The organism is Nitrincola alkalisediminis (genome assembly GCF_009821115.1).
Taxonomy (GTDB): Bacteria; Pseudomonadota; Gammaproteobacteria; order Pseudomonadales; family Balneatricaceae; genus Nitrincola; species Nitrincola alkalisediminis.
In genome coordinates this window covers 76,087-99,068 of record NZ_VYTY01000001.1, presented here as the reverse complement: position 1 = coordinate 99,068, position 22,982 = coordinate 76,087, and the positions used below count along the sequence as shown (strand labels likewise).

The 22,982-nt window shown below is 48.3% G+C and carries 25 protein-coding genes, 1 tRNA gene and 1 CRISPR repeat array (1 of these 27 running past the window's edge); of the genes, 15 read left to right on the top strand and 11 right to left on the bottom strand.

Annotation, left to right across the window (positions count from 1 at the left end):
- Position 1: 1 nt before the first annotated feature.
- The 3 genes from mreD to F5971_RS00450 form a co-directional block, all read right to left on the bottom strand.
- Positions 2-490, bottom strand: a complete 489-nt coding sequence (gene mreD / locus F5971_RS00460; RefSeq protein WP_036506327.1) for a rod shape-determining protein MreD — start codon at positions 488-490, stop codon at positions 2-4.
- Positions 483-1,340 carry a rod shape-determining protein MreC gene (gene mreC / locus F5971_RS00455; protein WP_272944805.1) on the bottom strand — a complete coding sequence of 286 codons (858 nt, stop codon included), beginning with the start codon at positions 1,338-1,340 and terminating at the stop codon, positions 483-485. The genes mreD and mreC overlap by 8 nt, the downstream gene beginning before the upstream one ends.
- Before the next feature lie 120 nt (positions 1,341-1,460).
- Positions 1,461-2,498, bottom strand: coding sequence for a rod shape-determining protein (locus tag F5971_RS00450; RefSeq protein ID WP_036506322.1), 1,038 nt, complete (start codon positions 2,496-2,498; stop codon positions 1,461-1,463).
- A 148-nt stretch (positions 2,499-2,646) separates the two neighbouring features.
- On the opposite strand from F5971_RS00450, the gene gatC reads away from it, so the two are divergent.
- From gatC to gatB, 3 genes are read left to right on the top strand one after another with little or no spacing between them, the layout of a single operon-like run.
- Positions 2,647-2,934, top strand: a complete 288-nt coding sequence (gene gatC, locus F5971_RS00445) for an Asp-tRNA(Asn)/Glu-tRNA(Gln) amidotransferase subunit GatC (RefSeq protein WP_193493423.1) — start codon at positions 2,647-2,649, stop codon at positions 2,932-2,934.
- A 30-nt stretch (positions 2,935-2,964) separates the two neighbouring features.
- Positions 2,965-4,416, top strand: a complete 1,452-nt coding sequence (gatA, locus tag F5971_RS00440; protein WP_193493421.1) for an Asp-tRNA(Asn)/Glu-tRNA(Gln) amidotransferase subunit GatA — start codon at positions 2,965-2,967, stop codon at positions 4,414-4,416.
- 14 nt (positions 4,417-4,430) lie between these two features.
- Entirely contained in the window at positions 4,431-5,882 is a 1,452-nt protein-coding gene (gene gatB / locus F5971_RS00435; RefSeq protein ID WP_193493419.1) for an Asp-tRNA(Asn)/Glu-tRNA(Gln) amidotransferase subunit GatB, read from the top strand.
- Positions 5,883-6,002: 120 nt separating this feature from the next.
- On the opposite strand, the gene F5971_RS00430 is transcribed toward gatB, so the two are convergent.
- The 3 genes from F5971_RS00430 to rpe form a co-directional block, all read right to left on the bottom strand.
- Positions 6,003-7,058, bottom strand: coding sequence for a cytochrome-c peroxidase (locus F5971_RS00430; protein ID WP_036506313.1), 1,056 nt, complete (start codon positions 7,056-7,058; stop codon positions 6,003-6,005).
- A gap of 141 nt (positions 7,059-7,199) precedes the next feature.
- Positions 7,200-7,889, bottom strand: a complete 690-nt coding sequence (locus F5971_RS00425; protein ID WP_051513782.1) for a phosphoglycolate phosphatase — start codon at positions 7,887-7,889, stop codon at positions 7,200-7,202.
- Entirely contained in the window at positions 7,886-8,557 is a 672-nt protein-coding gene (gene rpe / locus F5971_RS00420) for a ribulose-phosphate 3-epimerase (RefSeq protein WP_036506310.1), read from the bottom strand. Before rpe ends, F5971_RS00425 begins: the two co-directional genes overlap by 4 nt.
- A 95-nt stretch (positions 8,558-8,652) precedes the next feature.
- Between rpe and F5971_RS00415 the strand changes: the two genes are divergently transcribed.
- On the top strand, positions 8,653-9,534 hold the full coding sequence (locus F5971_RS00415) for a DUF3530 family protein (RefSeq protein WP_036506307.1): 882 nt from the start codon (positions 8,653-8,655) through the stop codon (positions 9,532-9,534).
- Between the two features lie 12 nt (positions 9,535-9,546).
- Here the strand turns inward: F5971_RS00415 and djlA are convergent, their stop codons facing one another.
- The 3 genes from djlA to F5971_RS00400 are packed head-to-tail and all read right to left on the bottom strand — an operon-like array spanning position 9,547 to position 12,109.
- The gene (djlA, locus tag F5971_RS00410; RefSeq protein WP_036506304.1) at positions 9,547-10,380 is read right to left on the bottom strand and encodes a co-chaperone DjlA; all 834 of its coding nucleotides are present in this window, start codon (positions 10,378-10,380) and stop codon (positions 9,547-9,549) included.
- On the bottom strand, positions 10,377-11,069 hold the full coding sequence (murU, locus tag F5971_RS00405) for an N-acetylmuramate alpha-1-phosphate uridylyltransferase MurU (RefSeq protein WP_193493417.1): 693 nt from the start codon (positions 11,067-11,069) through the stop codon (positions 10,377-10,379). Before murU ends, djlA begins: the two co-directional genes overlap by 4 nt.
- Complete coding sequence (locus tag F5971_RS00400) at positions 11,066-12,109, bottom strand: aminoglycoside phosphotransferase family protein (RefSeq protein WP_036506299.1); 1,044 nt, start codon at positions 12,107-12,109, stop codon at positions 11,066-11,068. Before F5971_RS00400 ends, murU begins: the two co-directional genes overlap by 4 nt.
- Positions 12,110-12,223: 114 nt before the next feature.
- On the opposite strand from F5971_RS00400, the gene F5971_RS00395 reads away from it, so the two are divergent.
- The 9 genes from F5971_RS00395 (at position 12,224) to F5971_RS00355 (ending at position 20,652) form a co-directional block, all read left to right on the top strand.
- Positions 12,224-14,977, top strand: a complete 2,754-nt coding sequence (locus F5971_RS00395) for an LPS-assembly protein LptD (RefSeq protein WP_193493415.1) — start codon at positions 12,224-12,226, stop codon at positions 14,975-14,977.
- Entirely contained in the window at positions 14,964-16,268 is a 1,305-nt protein-coding gene (locus tag F5971_RS00390; RefSeq protein WP_036506290.1) for a peptidylprolyl isomerase, read from the top strand. The genes F5971_RS00395 and F5971_RS00390 overlap by 14 nt, the downstream gene beginning before the upstream one ends.
- Before the next feature lie 6 nt (positions 16,269-16,274).
- Positions 16,275-17,270 carry a 4-hydroxythreonine-4-phosphate dehydrogenase PdxA gene (gene pdxA, locus F5971_RS00385; RefSeq protein WP_193493404.1) on the top strand — a complete coding sequence of 332 codons (996 nt, stop codon included), beginning with the start codon at positions 16,275-16,277 and terminating at the stop codon, positions 17,268-17,270.
- 17 nt (positions 17,271-17,287) lie between these two features.
- Positions 17,288-18,094 (top strand): 16S rRNA (adenine(1518)-N(6)/adenine(1519)-N(6))-dimethyltransferase RsmA, encoded by an 807-nt coding sequence (gene rsmA / locus F5971_RS00380; RefSeq protein ID WP_036506286.1) that lies wholly within the window; start codon positions 17,288-17,290, stop codon positions 18,092-18,094.
- Between the two features lie 10 nt (positions 18,095-18,104).
- Positions 18,105-18,488, top strand: a complete 384-nt coding sequence (gene apaG, locus F5971_RS00375; RefSeq protein ID WP_036506283.1) for a Co2+/Mg2+ efflux protein ApaG — start codon at positions 18,105-18,107, stop codon at positions 18,486-18,488.
- A 50-nt stretch (positions 18,489-18,538) separates the two neighbouring features.
- Positions 18,539-19,333 carry a motility protein A gene (locus F5971_RS00370; RefSeq protein WP_193493403.1) on the top strand — a complete coding sequence of 265 codons (795 nt, stop codon included), beginning with the start codon at positions 18,539-18,541 and terminating at the stop codon, positions 19,331-19,333.
- Entirely contained in the window at positions 19,330-20,133 is an 804-nt protein-coding gene (locus F5971_RS00365) for an OmpA/MotB family protein (RefSeq protein ID WP_036506279.1), read from the top strand. The genes F5971_RS00370 and F5971_RS00365 overlap by 4 nt, the downstream gene beginning before the upstream one ends.
- Positions 20,130-20,504 (top strand): PilZ domain-containing protein, encoded by a 375-nt coding sequence (locus tag F5971_RS00360; protein ID WP_036506277.1) that lies wholly within the window; start codon positions 20,130-20,132, stop codon positions 20,502-20,504. The genes F5971_RS00365 and F5971_RS00360 overlap by 4 nt, the downstream gene beginning before the upstream one ends.
- A 71-nt stretch (positions 20,505-20,575) precedes the next feature.
- Positions 20,576-20,652 (top strand) — tRNA-Met (locus F5971_RS00355).
- A gap of 175 nt (positions 20,653-20,827) precedes the next feature.
- Here the strand turns inward: F5971_RS00355 and F5971_RS00350 are convergent.
- Positions 20,828-21,079: a TIGR03643 family protein gene (locus tag F5971_RS00350; RefSeq protein ID WP_036506276.1), complete on the bottom strand. Its 252-nt coding sequence runs from the start codon at positions 21,077-21,079 to the stop codon at positions 20,828-20,830.
- A 68-nt stretch (positions 21,080-21,147) separates the two neighbouring features.
- On the opposite strand from F5971_RS00350, the gene F5971_RS00345 reads away from it, so the two are divergent.
- Positions 21,148-21,294: a hypothetical protein gene (locus F5971_RS00345; RefSeq protein WP_193493401.1), complete on the top strand. Its 147-nt coding sequence runs from the start codon at positions 21,148-21,150 to the stop codon at positions 21,292-21,294.
- 220 nt (positions 21,295-21,514) lie between these two features.
- On the opposite strand, the gene F5971_RS00340 is transcribed toward F5971_RS00345, so the two are convergent.
- The gene (locus F5971_RS00340; protein WP_193493398.1) at positions 21,515-21,940 is read right to left on the bottom strand and encodes a hypothetical protein; all 426 of its coding nucleotides are present in this window, start codon (positions 21,938-21,940) and stop codon (positions 21,515-21,517) included.
- 203 nt (positions 21,941-22,143) lie between these two features.
- On the opposite strand from F5971_RS00340, the gene F5971_RS00335 reads away from it, so the two are divergent.
- Positions 22,144-22,467, top strand: a complete 324-nt coding sequence (locus F5971_RS00335) for a putative quinol monooxygenase (protein ID WP_036507204.1) — start codon at positions 22,144-22,146, stop codon at positions 22,465-22,467.
- A 300-nt stretch (positions 22,468-22,767) separates the two neighbouring features.
- Positions 22,768-22,982: direct repeats of the CRISPR family, unit length 29 nt; unit sequence CGGTTAATCCCCGTGCCTACGGGGAACAG; it runs 3,596 nt beyond the window's last position.

Genomic DNA, 22,982 nt, shown 5'->3' with positions numbered 1-22,982 from the left:
GTTACTCTATTCTGAAGGTGCGTCGTACACCGTGTAAAATGACATAAACCCATGGCCAGAGAATGGCGCTGATCAATGATGGCAATAAAAAAATCAGCCCTGTTGCAGAAGTTCCGGTAATGCCCTGCATCCAGAAAAACAACAATTGATTAATACCCACTAACACCATGATCATCATCGATTGCTGCCATAAAGGAAACATACGAATACGCTTGTACAAAAGCAAGACCAAATAGGTAATGATCAACAATGACAAAGCATTTAGCCCCATCACACTGCCTCGAATAAGATCAAGCAGAACACCCATCATGAATGCGCTCCCCAACCCTACCCTGTGCGGTAACACCATCACCCAGTAAATTAAAACCAAGGCCACCCATTCAGGTCTTGCCCATATCATGATGCCCGGCAATGGAATTTGGCTAAGCACTAATCCCACTAAAAAAGTTGCAAAGATGATCAGCGAGCCTCCTTGAGACTGTTCACTCATCGACGGACTCCACAGGCTCTTCAGTGGTCACGGACTCAACTGGAGTTTGACGTTCTCGCGTAATACGATTTTCAGGTCCTGAATTCCGATAATCCACGAGCAGCAATTGTCGACTTCGATCCAAGCGTGCTGCTGGGGTGGCTTTAACAAGCGTAAAGGGACGTCCAGGATCGCGTATGACTTCACTCACGACGGCAACAGGATAGCCGCGCGGGAAACGACCACCCAAACCGGACGTCACCAGCATGTCGCCCTCCTGAATATCGGCCGTATCGGGCACATGACTGAGTTCGAGCTCACCTAATGCCCCCTTACCTAAGGCTATACTTCTGAAACCGTTGCGAACGACCTCAACAGGCACAGCGGTGCGTGCATCCGTGATCAACATGACTCGACTGGTGTAATGTGCCAAGGACAAGACTTGCCCCATGATTCCACCTGCATCTATGACGGGCTGTCCAATATACAAACCGTCTTCAAAACCTCGGTTCAAAATAATTTCATGCAGAAATGGGTCGGGATTGACGCCAATCAACTCAGCCGCCATCACATCGGCTTCAAGCCGCTCGGTGGCATTTAAGAGATCGCGTAGCTGACGATTTTCCTCTAAAAGAGCCGCCATTAATTGAGATTTACGATGAAGCTCAAGCGCTTCAGAACGAAGATGTTCATTGTCTCGAATCAATGTCGCCCGATCAACAAACAAATCGGACAGACGGTCAGCACCACGCGATGGCAGGTCAACCAACCACTGAAGAGGCGTAATCAGGAGCGACAAATACACCCGGCCTTCTTTCATTTTTGAACTGTTTAAATCAGCTACAATGATGCCTAGCGCAAGCACCAACAAAAAAATGAAAAGAGCAAGTGGGTTCTTGCCACGAAATATAGGGTTAATGAGTAACCTCCTGCTGCATCACAAGCGATTACTCACAATCACCATTACCATCAAACGCCCGTTAACCATGCGTTACTCGTGCGTCAATATCTCGAACGAGCGCTTGTCTAACATTTCCAAGGCGCGACCGCCCCCTCTGGCAACACAGGTCAATGGATCTTCAGCCAGGATAACCGGCAAGCCCGTTTCCTCGCTAATAAGACGATCAATGTTGCGCAGCAATGCGCCACCACCTGTTAAGACAATGCCGTGCTCTGCAATGTCTGAAGCCAATTCAGGCGGACAGCCTTCAAGTGCACTTTTAACAGCCTGTACTATCGCAGACAGTGGCTCTTGCAAGGCTTCAAGAATTTCGTTCGAGTTCAACGTAAAGCTTCTTGGAATGCCTTCCGCCAAATTACGCCCGCGCACATCAATTTCGAGCACTTCATTGGAAGGATACGCAACACCGACTTCCTGCTTAATGCGTTCAGCCGTTGCATCACCGATCAGACTACCGTAGTTGCGGCGGACATAGGTAACAATGGACTCATCGAAACGATCACCTCCGATGCGAACCGATTCGGCATACACAATACCATTCAACGAAATAACCGCAATTTCGGTTGTACCACCGCCAATATCAACAACCATCGAGCCAGTTGCTTCATCAACAGGTAAACCTGCACCAATGGCAGCGGCCATTGGCTCTTCGATCAAATACACTTCGCGTGCACCTGCTCCAATCGCAGACTCACGAATCGCGCGACGCTCCACTTGGGTTGACTTACACGGTACACACACTAAAACACGTGGACTTGGCGTCATAAAACTATTGTCATGCACCTTACTGATAAAATACTGCAACATTTTTTCGGTGACATGAAAATCAGCAATCACTCCGTCCTTCATCGGCCGGATTGCTGTAATGTTGCCGGGTGTACGACCCAGCATTCTTTTTGCCTCTGTACCAACAGCGGCGACGGATTTTTGGTTACCGATGGTGCGAATCGCAACCACCGAGGGTTCATTAAGCACTATATCCCGGTCCCGTACATAAATCAGCGTGTTCGCTGTGCCGAGATCGATAGACAAATCGCTTGAGAAGAGTCCTCTGATTTTTTTGAACATGAAAGTGGATACCCTGAGATTTGCCAGTTTGGCAGATATTCCTGAAAGCATGTAACTCTAACAATGGCAGGGATTTTGAGCAAGGAACAAATGTGTTAAGTTATGCAACAATGATGTTTTTTTCAAGTTAACAGTGAGAAATGGCCCTATGTCCTTGGACAAATCTGATATAGAACGCATTGCCCACCTTGCGCGTCTCGATATTTCTGAGCAAGAAGTTCCTGAATATGCCACAAGTATCAGCAGCATTTTGAGTTTAATTGACCAAATGCAAGCCACTGACACCGACGGCGTACTGCCATTGGCACACCCGCTTGACGCCGTTCAGCGCCTACGTAAAGATGAAGTATCTGAATCCAATCAACGTGAGCGCCTTCAACAGAATGCACCCGCCATCGAAGATGGCTTATTTTTAGTACCGCGCGTCATTGAATAATCATCTTTGCTCTGACAGGAATCATGCAACATGTTTAATTTAACACTCACCGAGCTAGCAACCCGCTTAGCACAGGGTGATTTCAGCAGTGTAGAGCTGACTCAAGCCTATTTAGATCGTATTCAGGCACTCGATAGCCAATACAATTCATTTATTACCCTCGCAGCTGACTCTGCACTCGAGCAAGCTAAGCTGGCCGATGAATTGCGTAAAAAAGGCCAAGTGGGCTTGCTATCTGGACTACCCATTGCGCATAAGGATCTTTTCTGTACGGCCGGACTGAAAACCAGCTGTGGTTCGAAAATGCTCGACAACTTTATCTCTCCGTATAATGCGACCTTGGTTGAGCGCTTAAATCAAGCGGGCGCTGTCACGTTGGGCAAGACCAATATGGATGAGTTCGCCATGGGCTCCTCTAACGAGTCCAGCTATTACGGCCCTGTTCGCAACCCGTGGGACACAGACCGCGTACCCGGCGGCTCCTCCGGTGGCTCAGCGGCGGCCGTTGCAGCGCGTTTAGTGCCTGCCTGCACAGGATCTGATACCGGCGGCTCAATTCGCCAACCGGCCGCTCTATGTGGCATCACAGGGCTGAAACCCACCTATGGTCGTATCTCTCGTTACGGCATGGTCGCCTATGCATCTTCCTTTGATCAAGCAGGCCCGATGACGCGCTCCGCTGAAGATGCGGCACTCATGCTTCAGGTGATGGCGGGTCTTGACCCATTGGACTCAACCTCTGCCGACCAACCTGTACCGGATTATCGCGCTCACTTAAACGACAGCCTCGCCGGACTGAAAATCGGCCTGCCTAAAGAGTATTTTGCAGAGGGTCTTGATCCTGGCATCGCGCAACAAGTCCAAGCAGCCATTCAAGAGTTCGAGCGCATGGGAGCACAGGTCAAAGAAGTCAGCTTACCGAATACAGAGCTGTGCATTCCTGCCTATTACATTCTGGCACCAGCTGAAGCTTCATCGAACCTTTCCCGCTTTGATGGTGTTCGTTACGGCTATCGCTGTGAATCTCCGGTTGATCTTGAAGACCTTTACAAGCGCAGCCGCGGAGAAGGCTTTGGTAGTGAAGTTAAACGTCGAATCATGGTGGGCACTTATGCACTTTCAGAAGGCTTTTACGATGCTTACTATCGTAAAGCGCAACAAATTCGACGCATGATTCAACAAGACTTTTTAACAGTGCTCAAGGATGTGGATGTCATCATGGCTCCCACCACCCCACAGCCTGCCTTTAAGCTCGGTGAAAAAAACAGCGACCCGGTTGCCATGTACATGGAAGATATTTACACCCTATCTTTAAACCTTGCAGGCCTTCCGGGCATGTCCATCCCCTGTGGCCAATCACAAGGGCTTCCGGTTGGGCTGCAAATCATTGGGTCGTATTTTTCAGAAGCCAAGCTTCTCAATATTGCGCATCAGTTCCAACTGGCGACTGACTGGCACCAACAATCTCCTGCCGGTCTTTAAGAGGTAAGTAACACATGGAATGGGAAACCGTAATTGGGTTAGAGATTCACGCTCAACTCTCAACTCGCACTAAGATTTTTTCCGGTGCCAGCACCGCTTTCGGTGCAGAGCCCAACACTCAGGCCTGCGCCATCGATTTGGCTCTGCCTGGCACCTTACCGGTCGTTAACGAAAATGCGTTACGCATGGCGGTTATGTTCGGCCTGGCCGTGAATGCTGAGATTGGAAAGCGTTCCGTCTTTGACCGTAAAAACTATTTTTACCCTGATTTACCCAAAGGCTATCAGACCACTCAACTAGCCGAACCCATCGTCGGTGCAGGCTATATTGATATTACCTTAGACGACGGTGAAACACGCCGAGTGCGTATCCATCACGCTCACCTTGAAGAGGATGCGGGAAAATCACTGCATGAAGATTTTCACGGCATGAGCGGTATTGATTTAAATCGTGCGGGCACACCGCTGATTGAAATTGTCTCCGAACCTGACATGCGCAGTGCAAAAGAAGCCTCAGCCTATGCGCGCAAAATTCATGCAATCATCACAACACTGGGCATCTGCGATGGCAACATGGCCGAAGGCTCAATGCGTTGCGACTGCAACGTATCCGTCCGTCCCAAAGGGTCGCCTACTCTCGGTACTCGCACCGAACTGAAGAACATTAACTCATTCCGCTTTATTGAGCGCGCCATTGAAACAGAAGTCGCGCGTCAAATTGACTTGATCGAAGATGGCGGGCGCGTTATCCAAGAAACGCGCCTGTACGATCCCGACAAAAATGAAACGCGCAGTATGCGCTCCAAAGAAGAAGCCAACGATTACCGCTACTTCCCTTGCCCTGACCTGCTGCCTGTCATCATTGACGACAGCTATATTGCCGACATTCAGAAAAGCCTGCCAGAGTTGCCTGACGCACGCAAACAGCGTTTTATCGATGAATACCAACTCTCGGAATATGATGCAGGGGTTTTGTCGACCTATCGTCCTCAAGCCGATTACTTTGAGTCCGTTGCCAAGCACACTCAGGACGCAAAACTATCCGCTAACTGGATCACGGGAGAGCTAGCTAAACACCTGAATCAACACGATATTGATATCACCGCATGCCCTGTCAGCACCGAGCAGTTGAGCGGTCTTCTCTTGCGCATTCAAGATGAAACCCTAACAGGTAAAATCGCTAAAACAGTTTTTGAAGTGATGTGGAATGATGGCGGCAGTGCCGATGAAATCATTGAAGCCAAAGGCCTAAAACAGGTGACGGATAGCGCTGCGATTGAGGCCATTGTTGACCAAGTAATTGCCAGCTGCACAGCGCAGGTTGAGCAATACATCGCTGCAGAACCCGACAAGCGTGGCAAAATGCTCGGCTTCTTCATGGGACAAGTCATGAAACTGTCTCAAGGAAAAGCGAACCCTGGACAAGTTCAAGGGTTAATGAAGCAAAAGCTGGATGCGCTGACCTAGCCACCTGTTGACCTGAGCCAATCGACATCTCCAATGTCGTTTTGTGCTCGGGTCAACACGCTTGTGTCACAACCAAAAAAATACCGGAGCAAGCTCCGGTATTTTTTTACAGGATAGGCATTAGTAATCGACCATATCCACAGGTTTTGGAGTGGTTGCCGTGCTCACTGGCAAAATCGGGTACACCACCTCAGGAATATCGCCTGTTAGTGTCCGCAAGAACGCAGTGATTTTCTGCACCTGCTCATCGTTCAGTTCGGTCCCTAGCTGAGACGTTCCCATAACCGCAACCGCTTCTTCCAAGTCCCAAACAGCCCCAGAATGGAAATACGGCGCAGTTAACTCAATGTTGCGCAAAGGTGCAGCACGGAACACGTATTCATCCGATGCAGTATTGGTGACCTCTACACGACCTCTGTCCCCTGGAGGAAGAATATCCGCTCCTGGACGTGTCACAAGCCCAAATGGGAAGTATTGCTGACCACCAAAGTTAACCCCTGCATGACAGGCTGCACAGCCTTTATCCATGAACAGGGCCAATCCTTCTTTCTCGTCACTGGTCAACGCATCATCTGCGCCCCCCAGATACTGATCGAAACGCGCATTAGGCGTAATCAACGTTGCCTCAAACGCTTCGATGGCCACCGCCATATTATCAAACGTAACCGGATCAGCCTCACCTGGGAAAGACGCTTTAAAACGCTCAATGTACTCAGGCATACTGTTTAAGGTTGCCACAACACGCGCTGGCGTACTGCTCATTTCAACACCCGCCTGCACAGGCCCCTTTGCCTGCTCAGCTAAGTCAGCGGCACGACCGTCCCAAAACTGGGCTGCGTTGAATACAGCATTAAAGACAGTTGGCGCATTACGTGGCCCTTTTTGCCAGCCATGACCAATCGATACAGGTAGATAGTCGTGACCGCCCATGCCCACGTTGTGACAGGTGTTGCAGCTAATTAAGTGACTGGAAGATAGGCGTGGTTCGAAGAACAACATTTTGCCCAATTCTACTTTTTCGGGCGTTAGTACATTGCCTTCAATTTCAGGCGCCTCGGTGGGAACTGCAGAAAAAAGCGCATTCGCTCTTACTCTGAGTTCATCTGCAATAACGGCTGAAGACGATACCATCGCTAAACCAATGGCAATGCACAGCCCACTCATTTTTCTTTTCATACTGCCCCCTTGGATACCCTTATCAGGGTTTATACTCAGGGACAGTTTAGCAAAGAGCTCCGGCTTTACAATCAAACAAACTTAATTAGATCGACCTAAAATTGACATAGATCAAACTTTAATCCAGTTTGATTGAACGTTTTAAACTAAGGCCATCATCGAATCAACCACAGCATCTGCATGCGCGTCGTAAATGGATTCGCCATGGTTGTACCCATAGGAGACACACACAACTGGGCAACCTGCCGCCCTTGCAGCCAAGACGTCATTACTGGAATCACCCACCATTAAGCTCTGCGCCAAATCAACGCCAAAATGCTGAATCACATGCAGCAATTGATCTGGATGCGGTTTTTTCAAGGGCAGGGTATCGCCCGATACGATTAACGAAAAGTGCGATTTAAGATTCATTGCGTCGAGCAATGGCAGGGTAAAGGCTTCAGGCTTATTGGTCACCAATGCCAACATCACCCCCTGTTGCTCTAGATACTCTATGAATGCTTGCACATCTGGAAAGAGTCGAGCTTGACGACCATTGGCTTGACTATAGGCAGCTAAAAATAGCTCATAGGCCACTGAGAATAACTCTGGATCCTGTGACGCGCTCGACAACCCAAGCGCCTCTTGAACCAAGTGGTGCGCACCTTTTCCAACCCAGCGTCCAACCTGCTCGATCCCTGCAGGGGGACGCCCTAATGCAGGCAGCATTTGATCAATGGCATGTGCCAAATCAGGCAAACTGTCGACCAAGGTTCCATCCAAGTCGAACATCACTAATCTTGGCAAACCACTCTCAAAATGATCGGACAGCCGATACTGTTCTTGCCTCATTTGATCGACGCCAAAATAGATCGCATTTCATTAATCGTTTTTTGGTAATCCGGTGTATTAAAAATTGCAGACCCAGCCACAAAAGTGTCGGCCCCTGCTTTGGCTACCTCACCAATGTTTTTTAACCCAACACCGCCATCAACCTCTAAGCGAATATCAAAACCACTGGCATCGATACGCGCTTTCGCTTCTTTCAGCTTATCAAGTGTAGAAGGAATGAACGTTTGGCCACCAAAGCCAGGGTTCACCGACATCAGCAATATAACATCGACTTTATCCATCACATAATCGAGGTAGTGCAGCGGCGTTGCAGGATTAAACACCAATCCAGACTTACAACCGCCGTCACGAATCATTTGCAGAGATCGGTCTATGTGCTCTGATGCTTCTGGGTGGAAGGTAATCCAGCTCGCCCCCGCATCAATAAAATCACCAATCATACGGTCGACGGGTTTAACCATTAAATGCACGTCAATCGGAGCTTTTATGCCATAGTTACGAAGCGCTTTGCACACCATAGGGCCAATCGTTAGGTTGGGCACATAATGGTTATCCATTACATCAAAGTGAACCACATCCGCACCTGCCGCCAATACGCGTTCAACATCGTCCCCCAAACGCGCAAAGTCAGCAGAAAGAATAGACGGAGCAATCAAGTAATCAGCCATAGTCATCCGAGTCGTCAAGAATTGAATTTTGCGCTATTGTACCCAATTAGCCAATGCAGAACAGCCGTTATTCTGCAATCGATGACAGGAATACCATGATTCAAACCTCGTTCAGCTTGCGCTTGGGGCTCTACAGCCTCCTACTCGTTTTCAGCTTTGGAAGCATTGCACAAGGCTTAGATGAACCGGGCCTAGGTGTCCCTTCCCTAACACCTGAAGAGCGTCTGTTAATTGAGTTGCCAGCCGATTCTGAGTTACGAATATTAGACGTCAGCGAAGACCGTTTTCGGGTCTTAATTCAACATGCGAACCAAAGCACTCCCGAAGGCGCTTTAATGCTGCTAGCCGATCCTGAGGCAGGGCCAAGCTGGCTTGAGCAAACCCACTCTCTTAGAACCTATATGGCGGAGTTTGGCTGGTTCACTCTGGCACTAGACCTCCCAGCTCGGCAGCACCTCATTGTCGATACCGATGCGGAGTCCCGTTACGTCAATCAAATCACTGAAAGAATCCGTGCCGCTAAAATCGAAATTGACCGAGAAAACATTGAGACACTGGTTGTGATTGCATTGGGTAGAAGCGCAGGCTGGGCAACCGATTTTTTGCGTCAACAACCGGACATGGCGCATTTAATTATGATCGATCCCCAACCCCATCACCCTAATCAATGGTCAGCACTGATTGAGGGCATGAGTGCCTTAACCGAAAAAGCCGTGATTGATATCTATCCTGCTCGATTGCAGCGTTTACCGGATATACGCATTCGCGCCAACCAAGCCAAGCGCTCGGATCTCGTGCGCTATCACAGCCAACCGATGAAAGGCGAGTATGCAGGATGGAAACTAGACATGCCTTGGCTGAACCGACAAGTACGTGGCGCTATTAAAACCTTCATCACCCAAGCGGATGCAAGTATTGAAGCCAAACGAGCGATGCAAGAGCCTCCCCGAGAGCAACTCCCTCCGGGAAGGCGTTAGAAATACCTCGGCTTAACGCATGCCACGCGCAGCCTTCACTCGATCATATGCGCTTTGGATTTCTTGGGTTTTTTCTTTTGCTAACTCAAGCATTTCTTCCGGCAATCCTTTAGCCACAAGCTTGTCGGGATGATGCTGGCTCATCAATTTACGCCATGCTTTTTTAATCTCAGCATCGGTTGCAGACGCGGGCACACCTAGCACGCCATACGCATCCTCAAGTAGCTGTTCATCATTAAAGCCCGGCTGTTGTTGCCATTCGTGACTGTGCTTCGCAAAGTTCTGAGCAGCACGAATACGCTGCACCACGGCTTGCATTTCAAGCGACGTAAACTGCAACAGATGGCAGATTTCCTCTATGACTTTTAGCTCAGCCGACGACATATCACCGTCAGCCATGGCGGTTTGCAATTGCATTTCCAAAAACATGAGCTTAACAGACAAGCGCCCGCGCAAAATCAACGCCAAGGGTTTCAAGACCTTGGCCATGTCAAAGTCGGGTTGTTTGCCTTCATTAAAGTAGTCAATGGCTCTTCGCTTGGCTTGCTCGTTCAATTGCATACGCGCCATCACCACTCGCGCAAACTCAATTTCAGACTCCGTAACACGTCCATCCGCTTTAGCGATTTTTCCCATCACGGCAAAAGTTGCTCGAAAGAACAATTGCTGGGGTGCGATGGATTTTACTTTCTTGAGCAGACGCTCTACGAAATAACCGACAGCGCCACCAAACACCAAGCCAAAAAAACCACCTGTAACAAGTCCAATTAGCCCCCCAATCACTAAGCCCGTTTTGTGCTTAATGAAACTCTCTCCTGTTTGCCTTCCCCAGTGTTCAGCACTCATTCTCGATTCTCATGTATTAATTGCGCTTCTAATGCCGCCAAACGCTCAGGCGTCCCCACATCCGACCAAATGCCTTGATGGAAAACCCCCTTCAGACGCCCTTGAGAAATTGCTCGACGCAACAAGGGTGCGAGCGCAAACGCTCCTGCTTCACAGCCAGCAAACAGTTTTGGACTTAAAATACTAATGCCCGAAAACGTCAGAGGCTGCCCATCTGACTCACTTAAATACCCCGTATCACCTAAACGAAAGTCTCCCGTTGGATGCCAATCCGGGTTTTCAATCATCACCAAGCACCCTAAGTCTTTTTCATCTAACGGGACCTTAAGCAAAACAGACAAATCTACATCACTGTACACATCAGCATTCATGACCAGAAAAAAGGGCTCCCCTTCCTGCGTCAACCAAGGCAATACTTTAAAAATACCCCCTCCGGTTTCCAGCGGTTCATCCTCTTTGGAAAAACTGATCTGAACGCCGTCAGTATCCATTTGCGTCAAATGATCGACAATCTGCTGCCCAAGCCAAGCATGATTCACCATTATATGCCGAATACCGACAGCCTTTAACTGGCGTAAGGGGTACTCAATTAATGGCTTACCCAACAAAGGCACTAAGGGCTTGGGTATCGTTAAGGTGAGCGGACGCATTCGCGTACCCAAACCCGCTGCTAAAATCATTGCCTTCATAGGGTTTGCCACCAGTGGTCTAAAGACTGCCCTTGAAAACGAGGGTGAGACGATAACGCAGGTATCACGACCTTTGCCAACTCATCTGCAAAGTTCGAGAACTCAGGATACCGTCGCGCAGTTCGATACAAATTACTCAACGTGAGCGGAATATCACCTAAATAACCGTCCTTACCATCTCGAAGTGATAACCGCGCAAAAATACCACACACTTTCAACTGACGCTGCATGCCCATCCAGTCAAAGCACTGCCGCCACGCCTGAGCATCCATGCTGAGATGATCAGGCAAATAAACCTGTCGATAGGTCTCCAACCACTCATAGACCTGTTCATCTGGCCAGCTGATATAGCTATCCCGAAACAAAGACACAAGGTCATAGGTAATTGCACCTTTCACCGCATCTTGAAAATCTATCACGCCAATATTACCGCAGGGTAAAATCATCAGGTTTCGGGAATGATAATCCCGATGCACAATCACCTGTGGCTGTGCCAAGGCTGACGCCACTAAATGCGCTTTAACCTCTGCTAAGGTTGCATGCACATCATCCGAGATGTCTAGACCTAACCAACGTGATAAAAACCACTCGTCAAACAAACCCATTTCTGTCTGAAGCTTTGCCGCATCATACAGGGGTAAGTTATCCCCTGGCATCGCTTGGATACTGGCCAGCGTTCGTGCGGCCTTCGCATAGAGTTCATTCTCTTTTCCATCCACCAACCCGGAATACAGCAGAGTATCGCCGAAATCTTCGAGTAACAAAAAACCCAATTCAAGGCTTTTCGCTAAAATTTCGGGTACTTTAATGCCAGATTCATGCCATTTTTCTGCAATTTCAACAAAAGGCCGGCTGTCCTCTAAATTTGGCGGAGCATCCATCACAATCCAGTTTTGTTGCCGACCCAATAGACGATAATAGCGTCTAAAACTGGCATCTCCTGACACAGGCACTAAGCTCATATTCGGATGAATGTCTAAATTTAACTCGGTGGCCGTCTGGATTACCCAAGAATTCAGCCGTTGTTGACGATCTCCCATGCCTGCTCCTCTAGCACTTGATAGGACGAATGCTTTATTATTCAGTCTTTAATAGTACTAGACTCGGGGGCGGCACGAAATGGCCTGCCCGATCCGCAACTGGATGGCGACCTGATGCCCTTTACTAAATCATCGACTTTTCGACTCTCCGTAGCTGTCGCTGCGGTATTATCCTCCTATGCCATGGCCCAAACGAGCCATGCAAGTTGGGACTGTAAAGCTAACGCTAAAGGTGAGTGGGAGTGTGCTTCAGGCGTTGCGCCTGCAGCCAATACAACAAGTAACGCTCAGTCAACGGCTCGCTCAATATCGCAGCCAACAACTGAGAGGCGCTTATCTGTGTCTGAAGTAAAGCCAGACAAAGCTCCGTCTGACTCAAAGCCTTTAAACACTGCGTCACAAGTACCACAGGTTCGACAAGCACCGCAAAGACCAGAAACACCAGCGCCTTTGCAAACAACAACTGCAGAGCAAGCAACCAGCCCACCTGATGCTAGCCTCAACAGTGCTACACCCAGAGAGCGCCCAATGAACACGGAAGCGGGCGTGAGCACGCTGCCCGATTTTTTAGCATCCGACGCACCCTACGCGCATTTAGACTGGTATCCGTATACCGATGGCGAAACGCGTTTATGTTCAGGACGCTATATTGAGCCTGAAGAGTTAATGGCCGCTATCGCTGAAAATAGACCACTGAGCGAACTGCCCATTTACGCAGGTGCTAGTAGCTCGTCCGCCGATCTCCAATCTGGATTCACCCGTTTGACTGGCGGCGTTAACATTCGCCAAGGTGGGCGTGAGTTCAATAGTGATTATGGCGAACTCAACCAAGCCGAGCGCACCGCGTCCTTGCAAGGCAAAGTCCAGTTCCGTCAACCCGGACTGCTGATGATTGCGGAACGTGCTGACATCGATTTTGATCAGGGCGTTTCTGGATTCAGTCAATCTCAATACGTGATGCATCAAGAGCATCTTCGCGGTTCAGCCGAGCAGATCACGCATTATTTAAATGACCGAATCACGCTTGAAAAAGGCATGGTCACTTACTGTGAACCCGGCAACAATGACTGGGCCATTCACTCTGGCAGTATTGAGCTATACCCAGAAGAGGGATATGGCGTTGCCCGTCATGCGACCTTACAAGTCGCTGGCATTCCTGTGATTTACATGCCATGGTTTCGCTTTCCAATTGATGATCGACGCCAGTCAGGCTTTTTATACCCCAGCTTGTCAATCTCTAAAGGTGACGGCACTGACATCAGCGTTCCCTATTACTTCAACCTAGCACCCAACCTGGATGACACGCTCACTGTGCGTTTTATCGAGAATCGAGGACTGCTGCTAGAGAACGAACTACGCTATCTCAACTCTTGGTCCAACAATGAACTCAGCACGGCATTTTTGGCAAATGACGATCGAGCCAATAATGAAAACCGTTGGCTGCTTGGCGTTAAGCATCAAGGGCAAATTACACCTGAGGTTACGTCTAGCGTTGATTTCAGCCGGGTGAGTGATAATGATTATTTTGCGGACTTGGGCACAAGCCTTGAAGTTGAGCGCAAAGAACACTTAGACCAAAAAGCAGAAATCCGATACCAAGCCGACACATGGCAGCTGCTAGGGCGCTTTCACGATTACCAAACGATCAATGACAACATAGCGTCACCTTACAAACGTGTTCCGCAGGTGCTCTTAACGGGCCAAGAAGCCTTAAATAAACGCTTAGATTTTAATTACACGGCTGAATACGTCCGTTTTCGTCGGGATCGTCGTGATTTCTTTGACCAAGCCATTTTTAGCGCTCCTGAAGATGCGTTGAGAAAAACAACTGCAGACCGTGTGCACATACGGCCATCACTGTCTTACAAATACTACCGCCCATGGGGCTATGTGCATCCAAAGCTAAGTTTGTGGCACAGCCAGTATTCATTTAACTTTGAAACAGCGCCCAATTTCGATCTGCCGACCTCCACGACAGCAGGCATCGCCAGCCTAGATTCTGGGCTCTACTTCGATCGCGACATTCACTTTCGTAACTCATCCTACTCGCAATCCTTTGAGCCGCGTCTGATGCTATTGCATGTAGATAAAAACAAGTCGCAACCATCACCGGCGCAGTTCCGTTACTTTGACTCGTCGGCACTTGATTTCAGCTACTACAACCTTTTCGACCCATACGGATGGAGCGGTAATGATCGCGTGTCGGCCACACAACAAGCGACGCTAGGTGCATCCTCTGCCATTTACAACGACAAAGGTGTTGAACAACTGCGCGTTGCCGTTGCCCAATCTCATTACCTAAAAGATCGTGATAGCATGGATCTCAGACCCGGCGATATCTCAGGGCAAGAGACTAGCTCCAATCTGGCATTTATGGCGCAATGGAATGTTACTCCAACCCTTCGCCTCAGCCACGATTCAGAGATTGATCGAAATGACTATTCATTCGAAGAACATAATTATCGCGCAATTTGGATCCCCAATAATGAAAACATGATCTATTTGAGTTACCGTGACCGCGTCAACTCAAACAATGCGAATGAACCTATTCGTCAATCGGATGTTGCATTCAGGCATCAGATTAACCCTAAATGGGGTGTTGTTGGACGTTGGCAGCATGATATTGAAAACAGCAAGAAACTCGATACGTTACTGGGTGTCGAATATGGAACCTGCTGTTGGAAAATGCGTTTAACAGGAAGAGAGTGGCTGGCATCCTCTAACGTTCGAGGCGCAACGGCCAGTTATGACCGAGGCGTGTTCGTTGAGTTCGTCCTACGTGGACTGGGCTCCTTTGGCGGTGATGGCGGTCGTGGCCTGATCGAAGAAATAACCGGATTTAAAGAGAAAGACCATGATAATTTCTAAGAAAACCCTCTACAAGGCTGTTTCAACAGTCCTATTAGCAGGCACTGTTAGCTTTCAGGCTCAAGCACAACACCTTGATCGCATCATCGCAATCGTCAATGAGGATATCATTCTTGAAAGCGAGCTGAACCAACGCGAACGCCTATTTACAGAACAAATACAATCTCGTGGTGTTCAAGTCCCAGATCAATCGGTACTGCGCCAACAAGTGACCGAACGACTAATACTGGACAGCATTCAGCTACAACTGGCTGAAATTCAGGGCATTCGAGTATCGGACCGTCAGTTGAATGAAGCATTAGAGAACATCGCGGCTCAAAACAACATGTCCTTAACCGAGTTCAGTGCTGCACTGGAGGCTGAAGGGGAGAACTTTGCGAATGTTCGCGAACAAATTCGTCGTGAAATTCTCATCTCACAGGTTCAACAAACGAATGTTAACCGCCGAATCCAAGTTTCAGAACAAGAGGTTCGCAACTTTATCAATTCGGAAATGGCCGATGGACACGATCAAGCAGAGTTTATGCTGAGCAATATTTTAATTGCCCTGCCCTCTCAAGCCACGCCGGATATGATTCAAGCGGCCGAAGCGAAAGCCGAATCGGTCTATAACCAACTCTTAGCAGGCGCAGAGTTTGCTGATTTAGCCGTATCTGTTTCCAATGCCCCGAATGCATTAAGCGGTGGTGAGTTGGGTTGGCGTAAACAGAGTGAGCTTCCTGAATCACTGGCGGCCTCTTTGGCAGGCATATCACCCGGTCAATTTACGCGCCCTATTCGCACCTCAGGTGGCTTTCACATCTTGCGCGTAAATGACCAACGCGGCGGAGAGGTCACGCTCGTTGAACAAACACAAGTCAGTCATATCTTGATCGCACCCAATGAAATCCGCACGCCCGAACAAGCGCGTATACTGGTCCATGACTTACGTCATCGCATTCGCGAAGGACAGCCTTTTGGAGACTTAGCACGTCGATACAGTGATGATCCCGGTAGCGGCTCACAAGGCGGTGATTTAGGGTGGGCACAGGATGGACAAATGGTACCTGAGTTTGAGCACGTCATGAAAACGACACCTGTCGGTCAAACATCAGATCCCTTTGAATCCCGCTTTGGCTGGCACATATTGCACGTTAAAGACCGTCGCACACAAGACATGAGTGCTGAAATGATGGAGAACTTTGCCCGCATCACCATTCGTCAACGCAAATTCAATGAAGAACTCGACAACTGGTTACGTGAACTGCGCTCTGAGGCCTATGTTGAACTCAAACAACCTAGTCGGGGATAAGTAAAGATGAGCGTCTGTCGACTGGCAATCACAGCTGGAGAGCCTGCTGGTATAGGCCCAGACCTGTGTATCATGATCGCACAACAAGGGTCTGACCATCAGCTCATTGTGATCGGTGATCCTGATATGCTGCAGGCTCGTGCCCAGCAACTCAAGTTACCGCTGGCTATTCGCCTGTTTGATGCTGAATCATCTCCTCAACCAACACCTGCGGGCGTGCTATACTGCGACCCCATCGCGTTAGCTGCTCCTTGCTCTCCAGGCCAGCTCAACACAGCCAACGCTGAGTATGTTCTGCAAACGCTCCGACATGCAGCACAAGGCTGTCAAACTCATCTATTTGACGCCATGATTACGGCGCCTGTTCACAAAGCCGTGATCAATGAGGCGGGTATTCCATTCAGTGGACACACAGAGTTTTTGGAAGCCTTAACAGGTGCCTCTCAGGTGGTCATGATGCTAGCCACCGAAGACTTAAGGGTTGCACTTGCCACCACACACCTTCCACTGAAGGACGTGGCGGACGCCATTACACCGGAGTTACTGACCGACATTATTAATGTACTGGTTTCGGACTTAAAAACCTATTTCGGACTTCCAAATCCCCGTGTTCTTGTCTGTGGACTCAACCCACATGCAGGTGAATCCGGGCATTTAGGCGATGAAGAAATTCGCGTAATCACCCCAGTCCTTGACACCTTTCGTGCCAAAGGTATTCAACTGATTGGTCCGCTGCCTGCAGACACGCTATTTACACATCATCATCTAGCAGAAGCGGACGCCGTGTTGGCGATGTACCATGATCAGGGCTTACCTGTTCTTAAGTACAAAGGCTTCGGTAAAGCCGTTAACATAACACTTGGACTCCCCATTATTCGCACATCGGTTGACCACGGAACAGCTCTAGACCTTGCTGGAAAGGGTACAGCCGACCCGGGCAGCTTATTTACTGCCTTACATTATGCTGCGTTAATGGCTTCTTCACGTCGGCTAGACGACTAACAGGATTTAAACACGATATGAGTAAACATGACGCGGGCCATAAAGCTCGCAAACGCTTTGGACAAAACTTCCTTCAGGATGAATCCATCATCCGTCGGATTATTCGCGCCATTAACCCAAAGCCTGAACAACATATGGTTGAAATAGGGCCCGGACTCGGTGCCTTAACAGAAGAAATACTAGACCTGACTGGCGCTTTGGACGCCATCGAACTTGATCGAGATTTAGTCCCTATTTTGAGAACCAAGTTTTTTAACTATGGTGATCAATTTACGGTGCACGAAGCAGACGCCATGCGCTTTGACTTCCAGCAACTGATCCAAGACGACCGTCCACTGCGCATCATTGGTAACTTGCCGTACAACATCTCAACCCAGTTGATTTTTCATTTACTGAGCCACAGCCATATTATCGAAGACATGCACTTTATGTTGCAAAAAGAGGTGGTTCTTCGCTTAGCGGCAGGCCCTGGCGAAAACAATTATGGGCGCTTAGGCATCATGGCGCAGTACTACTGCAAGGTTGAAAATTTATTTTTAGTACCTCCTGGTGCCTTCCACCCAGCGCCTAAAGTTGACTCGGCCATTGTTCGACTGGTGCCGTACAAAACGCTCCCCTACCCAGCGAAGGACCATAAACTTTTTCAGCAAGTAGTGCGAACCGCATTTGGGCAGCGTCGCAAAACGTTACGCAACAACCTTAAAGAACTGATTGATAGCGATGCGCTTGAACGCATTGGAATAGATCCCAACCTACGTCCAGAACGCCTATCGCTGGCTGATTTCGTTAAAATCAGCGATTACCTTGCCGATCTAAAAGGATAATAACCGTACAATGAATACTCGTGAACTTAGCAATAACGTCGACATCCAGGTCCGAACCGCCTATTTGGAAGAGCAATCTGATCCAGATGCGCATCGCTTTGTGTTTTCTTACCACATTACCATTCGTAACAATAACAGCGTTGCGGTTAAGCTCCTCAGCCGTAAATGGCTCATTACCGATGGCAATGAAAATGTCCAAGAGGTACAAGGAGAAGGGGTTGTTGGCGAACAACCCGTCATCGCACCGGGTTCAAGTTACAGCTACACCAGTGGCACGGTGCTATCAACTGAGGTTGGCAGCATGCAAGGGTACTACAATATGACGGCTGGAGAGCTTAGCTTCCGTGCCCCAATTCAGGCTTTCACACTGGCACAACCAAACGCACTCCACTAACCTGACAATAGAACCCTCGTCTGTTGTTTGCTTACCATTAAGGAAGGGCCATGGATTTTGCATCACTCATCGGTATCATTCTTGGTTTTGCTCTGATACTTGGCGCTATCGCAATCGGAGGCAGCTCAGACGTCTTCATTAACGTACCTGGCATGATGATTGTTGCTGGTGGAACCATCGCCGCAACCTTTCTAACCGTTCAGTTCCGCGATGTTCTCAACGCGTTCAAAGCGGCGTGGATTGTGTTCACACGAGACCGCACCAACGCACAAGAGATGATTGACACCATGCTGGAGCTAAGCCGAATCAGCCACCGCCACGGTTTGCTAAAGCTCGGTGACATTGAAACCAACTCCCATGTTTTGCGACGAGCGGCAAATTTACTTGCAGAAGCCGCATCGGAGCAAGTCATCCGCAACACTCTGCAAAATGAAATTGACTCACTCATCTCACGTCACCACACGGTGCAAGATGTGTTTAAAAAAATGGCCATGTACGCGCCGTCCTTCGGTATGCTGGGAACCCTAATCGGCCTTATTCAAATGTTAAGCGCGCTCAAAGACCCCGAAACCATTGGCCCAGCAATGGCCATTGCTCTCTTAACAACCTTTTATGGTTCACTCCTCTCCACGGTTATCTTTTTACCCATAGCAGGTAAATTACGCGCTCGTACACTTGTCGAAGTCACAAACCTGGAAATTATTCGCGAAGGCTGTATCAGCATATTAACTAACGACCACTATGCACATGTGTATGAACAGCTATCCTCTTACTTACCTGAAGACTCACGCAAACCCCTGCGCTTAGGCAAGACTCAAAATGAAGCAAGCGGCAAAAAGACATGAAGGCCTCCCGAAAACAACAACTGCTTGAGGAGAATGACGGTCCTGGCTGGATCACTACCTTTGCCGACCTCATGACTCTCCTTCTCGTTTTTTTCGTTTTACTCTTCTCCATTTCCAGTATTGAAATGGAGTCTTTTGAAGAAACCGCTCGTTCAATCAGCTTGGCACTCTCACGTGAAGGTTCGTCTAATAGTCTAATTGAGCTAGAGGTATCCGCCCCCGATACCAGTCAAATTCCAGAAATCGATCACCCTATTATTAATCGCTCCTCCGAGGATTCCTTCTTAGCCGATCAAATGCGTTTTCAACAAGCATTGCTTGAAGCAGCGAATGCTGAGCTCAGCGAAATTGCAACGGATTTAAACGCAGCACTCAATCGTTCAGACATGGGCAGCTGGGTTGAAATCGGTACACCTAAAGACGGAAAGCTCAACCTGCGGGTCAATGGAGCGATTATGTTTGAAACAGGATCAGCGAACATTAGACGTTCCATGATGCCAGTGCTAGACTCCGTATTAGAAATAGCGTTAATGAATCCTGGATTTAAACTGGAAATCCAAGGTCATACTGATAACACACCCATAAATACAGAACAATTTCCATCCAATTGGGAGCTTTCAGCCGTAAGAGCTACAACGGTATTGCGTTTTTTGGTGGAGGGTGGGCTTGCGCCTATTCGAGTGACAGCTACTGGCTATGGCGACACTTTGCCGCTGGTCCCAAATGACTCGGAGATCAACCAAGCCATGAACCGACGCATAGAATTTGTGCTGGAAAAAATAGAGTTGCCAAAATTATGAAGCCTCAGATTTCATTACCTGATAACAAGGATGATGAACGACGTGCCTATCGGATGGTACCCGTACAACAAGACCCTATCGCCTTGTACGTCGATCAACATAAAGTTGAGTTACAAGACCTTTCGACAAAAGGCGTTGCCTTCACGACTGCACGACCTCTTCAGGGCGGCCAGCACATGGCAAAATTCAGCTTTTTGCTGGAGGGCAAGGACATCACACTTCACTGCCGCATTAATATCGTGCACAAAAGTGAAACACGTTACGCTGGAAAACTCGTTGACCTAGACGTTAAAGATGAAAAGCACTTGTCCCAGTTCATTCTCCAGTGCCAAAAAGATGCCATTTTAAGGCAAAAACGTGCTATCAATTAATATTAATGAAATAAATTCGAATATACGCTTGACACCTTGCCCTTCTATCTATAATATTTGCTCCACGTTGATGCGGGGTGGAGCAGTCTGGTAGCTCGTCGGGCTCATAACCCGAAGGTCATAGGTTCAAATCCTGTCCCCGCTACCAAATTTTAGAAGGCAGATCAGTTACTTACTGATCTCCCTTTTTTTGTCTTAGTCTCTTAACAATCTGATGTGACAGATTGTGTGACACGCATTTCAAATCAACTCTTCGACTTTTGAATTGTTTGCTCAATTGCCATAGTCTAATAGGCTTTCGGATCGATATCGTCGGATAAAACTTATTTGTGTTTGTATTGTCTTGAGCAGTAAGCGCGTTGAACCTCAGGGCTTCGCAGCTGCAGATGTTTGGTTTTGCGACCAGAAACACGTGATCGCCAGAGATTAAAGCTACTTCGTTTGAGGTTTGTTCTCATTAAATGAATCACTTGTGATTCTGTTAGCCCGAATTGCTGATCAATGGCTTCGAAGGGTGTGCGATCTTCCCAAGCCATTTCGATGATTCTGGAAAGCTCGTTAGACGATACCAACATATAACCCCTTACCTAAGATTAAATTTAATACTACGCTTTAGGCGATAGATTGGATTAAATGAGAAGGGGTGAACCTTCATGATGCCGAAAATGCATTTGCTGAATGCCAATTTAAAGTCGGCATGAATCGCATTGAAGGGGTAGCAGAGCGAAATGACCTCGTCAGAAGCTGTATGACCATGCAAGGCTATCGCTGGGAAAGATATCGAAACTAAACGGCTGCGACCAAGCGCTTGCAACGAAAAAGCCTAGCCATTTAAAGCTCTCGAAATGAGAAGCTTAAACGTCTTTGAACATTTCAAAACCTCACGATAGCGACACAAGAAACAGCCAAACCGAGAAAGATCCAAACAACCTGTTTTCTCATGGCTGTTTCTATTAATTCGACTTCGAAAATACCCGACGTTCTATAGGTTCTCACTACCCCCTGCTATCTCATATTCGCGCTTCCTGACGATCCGCAACAGCTGCCAGCTTATGTTTCAATTCTTCTTGAATTTCAGCTTCGATTTTTTCACGCTCTTCCGGTGGCAAGGCTGCCAATTGCTCTTCTGTTAACCCCTTAGACTGTAAATACGCAAAACGGATACGCTCAGCTGGAGTCATACCTAACAATGCCAATAGCTGATCTCGAACCGCCTCACGCTGCTTTTGCGAGGTCGCTTCATCCTCCACCCGCGTCGACTCATCTAATGCCTGTGACGCAGTGGTTTGCGCGTGCGGTGATGGCTGAGAGGACTGTTGCATCATCTGCTCAAGCAGATCACCAAAACCACTGGATCCATTTAATGCACTTACCCGTGAGCTTGCGTCTGGATGTCCGATTCGGATGTTGTTTACCTGTGTCTGATCAATTTTCATCTGTCATTCTCCTTTCCAAACAGTGATCTGCTTAACAAAAGAATCAATAGCAAAACTCAGACCAATAAATAAACGCTACACAAAAACAAAGGCTTGTCCTATGATAAAAAATAATGCTGGGCCAACAATTGCCAATCTTAACTGGTAACGGCAGGTGTTTGCCGCCCCCTGCTCCCCCCATTTCACTCATCAGAGAGCCAATTATGTCATCCAAAGTTTATTGTACCGCTCAATTTCTTCCCAAACCTGGAAAAGAGGCTGAACTCTTCAAAGTTTTACAATCTCTGGAACCCAACACCCTCAGGGAAGATGGTTGCATTCAATACATTGTCACGAAACACATCCAAAGCCCATTTGCAGAAGGCACAAGCTTTCCCATCGTTTTCCATGAAATCTGGCAAGACATGCAAAGCTTCGAAACCCACTGCCAACGCGATGAGATCAGCGGTTTTTTTGAGCGCTATTGTTTAGCTGAAGATGGATTAGCGGCCGATTGGAATGTCTGTGTGTATTCGGATGAAGGTTGAGAGGAAGCTAATATAGACTGTTCTGGATAAAAGCTTGCGGTGTGCAGCATAGTCGCTGCGCCTGTATACCATCAGCAAGGTCATTGGATAGCCCTCGGGGGCCTTCCCCCTGCATAGATTCTACACAGCACCTAGATTATAAAATTCACTAGTATGGTGTCTATGCCCATTGCTATCACTGACTCATACTTTGAGCTTCTTCTATCGCCCTTGTGCGTTTTTTAACTTGCAGAAATCAATTTAGATGCGCCGTGCCTACGGGGAACAGGCTAAAAACTAGAAAACCAGCTCTATTGCAGGCGGTTAATCCCCGTGCCTACGGGGAACAGTAAACGTTGGCACGTATGCGATAACTGTAAAACGGTTAATCCCCGTGCCTACGGGGAACAGTCCAGTGGATAGGTCATTGCAGAGATGCCGAACGGTTAATCCCCGTGCCTACGGGGAACAGCCATCATCGCGTTCGCAGCAAAATCCTTAGGACGGTTAATCCCCGTGCCTACGGGGAACAGGCG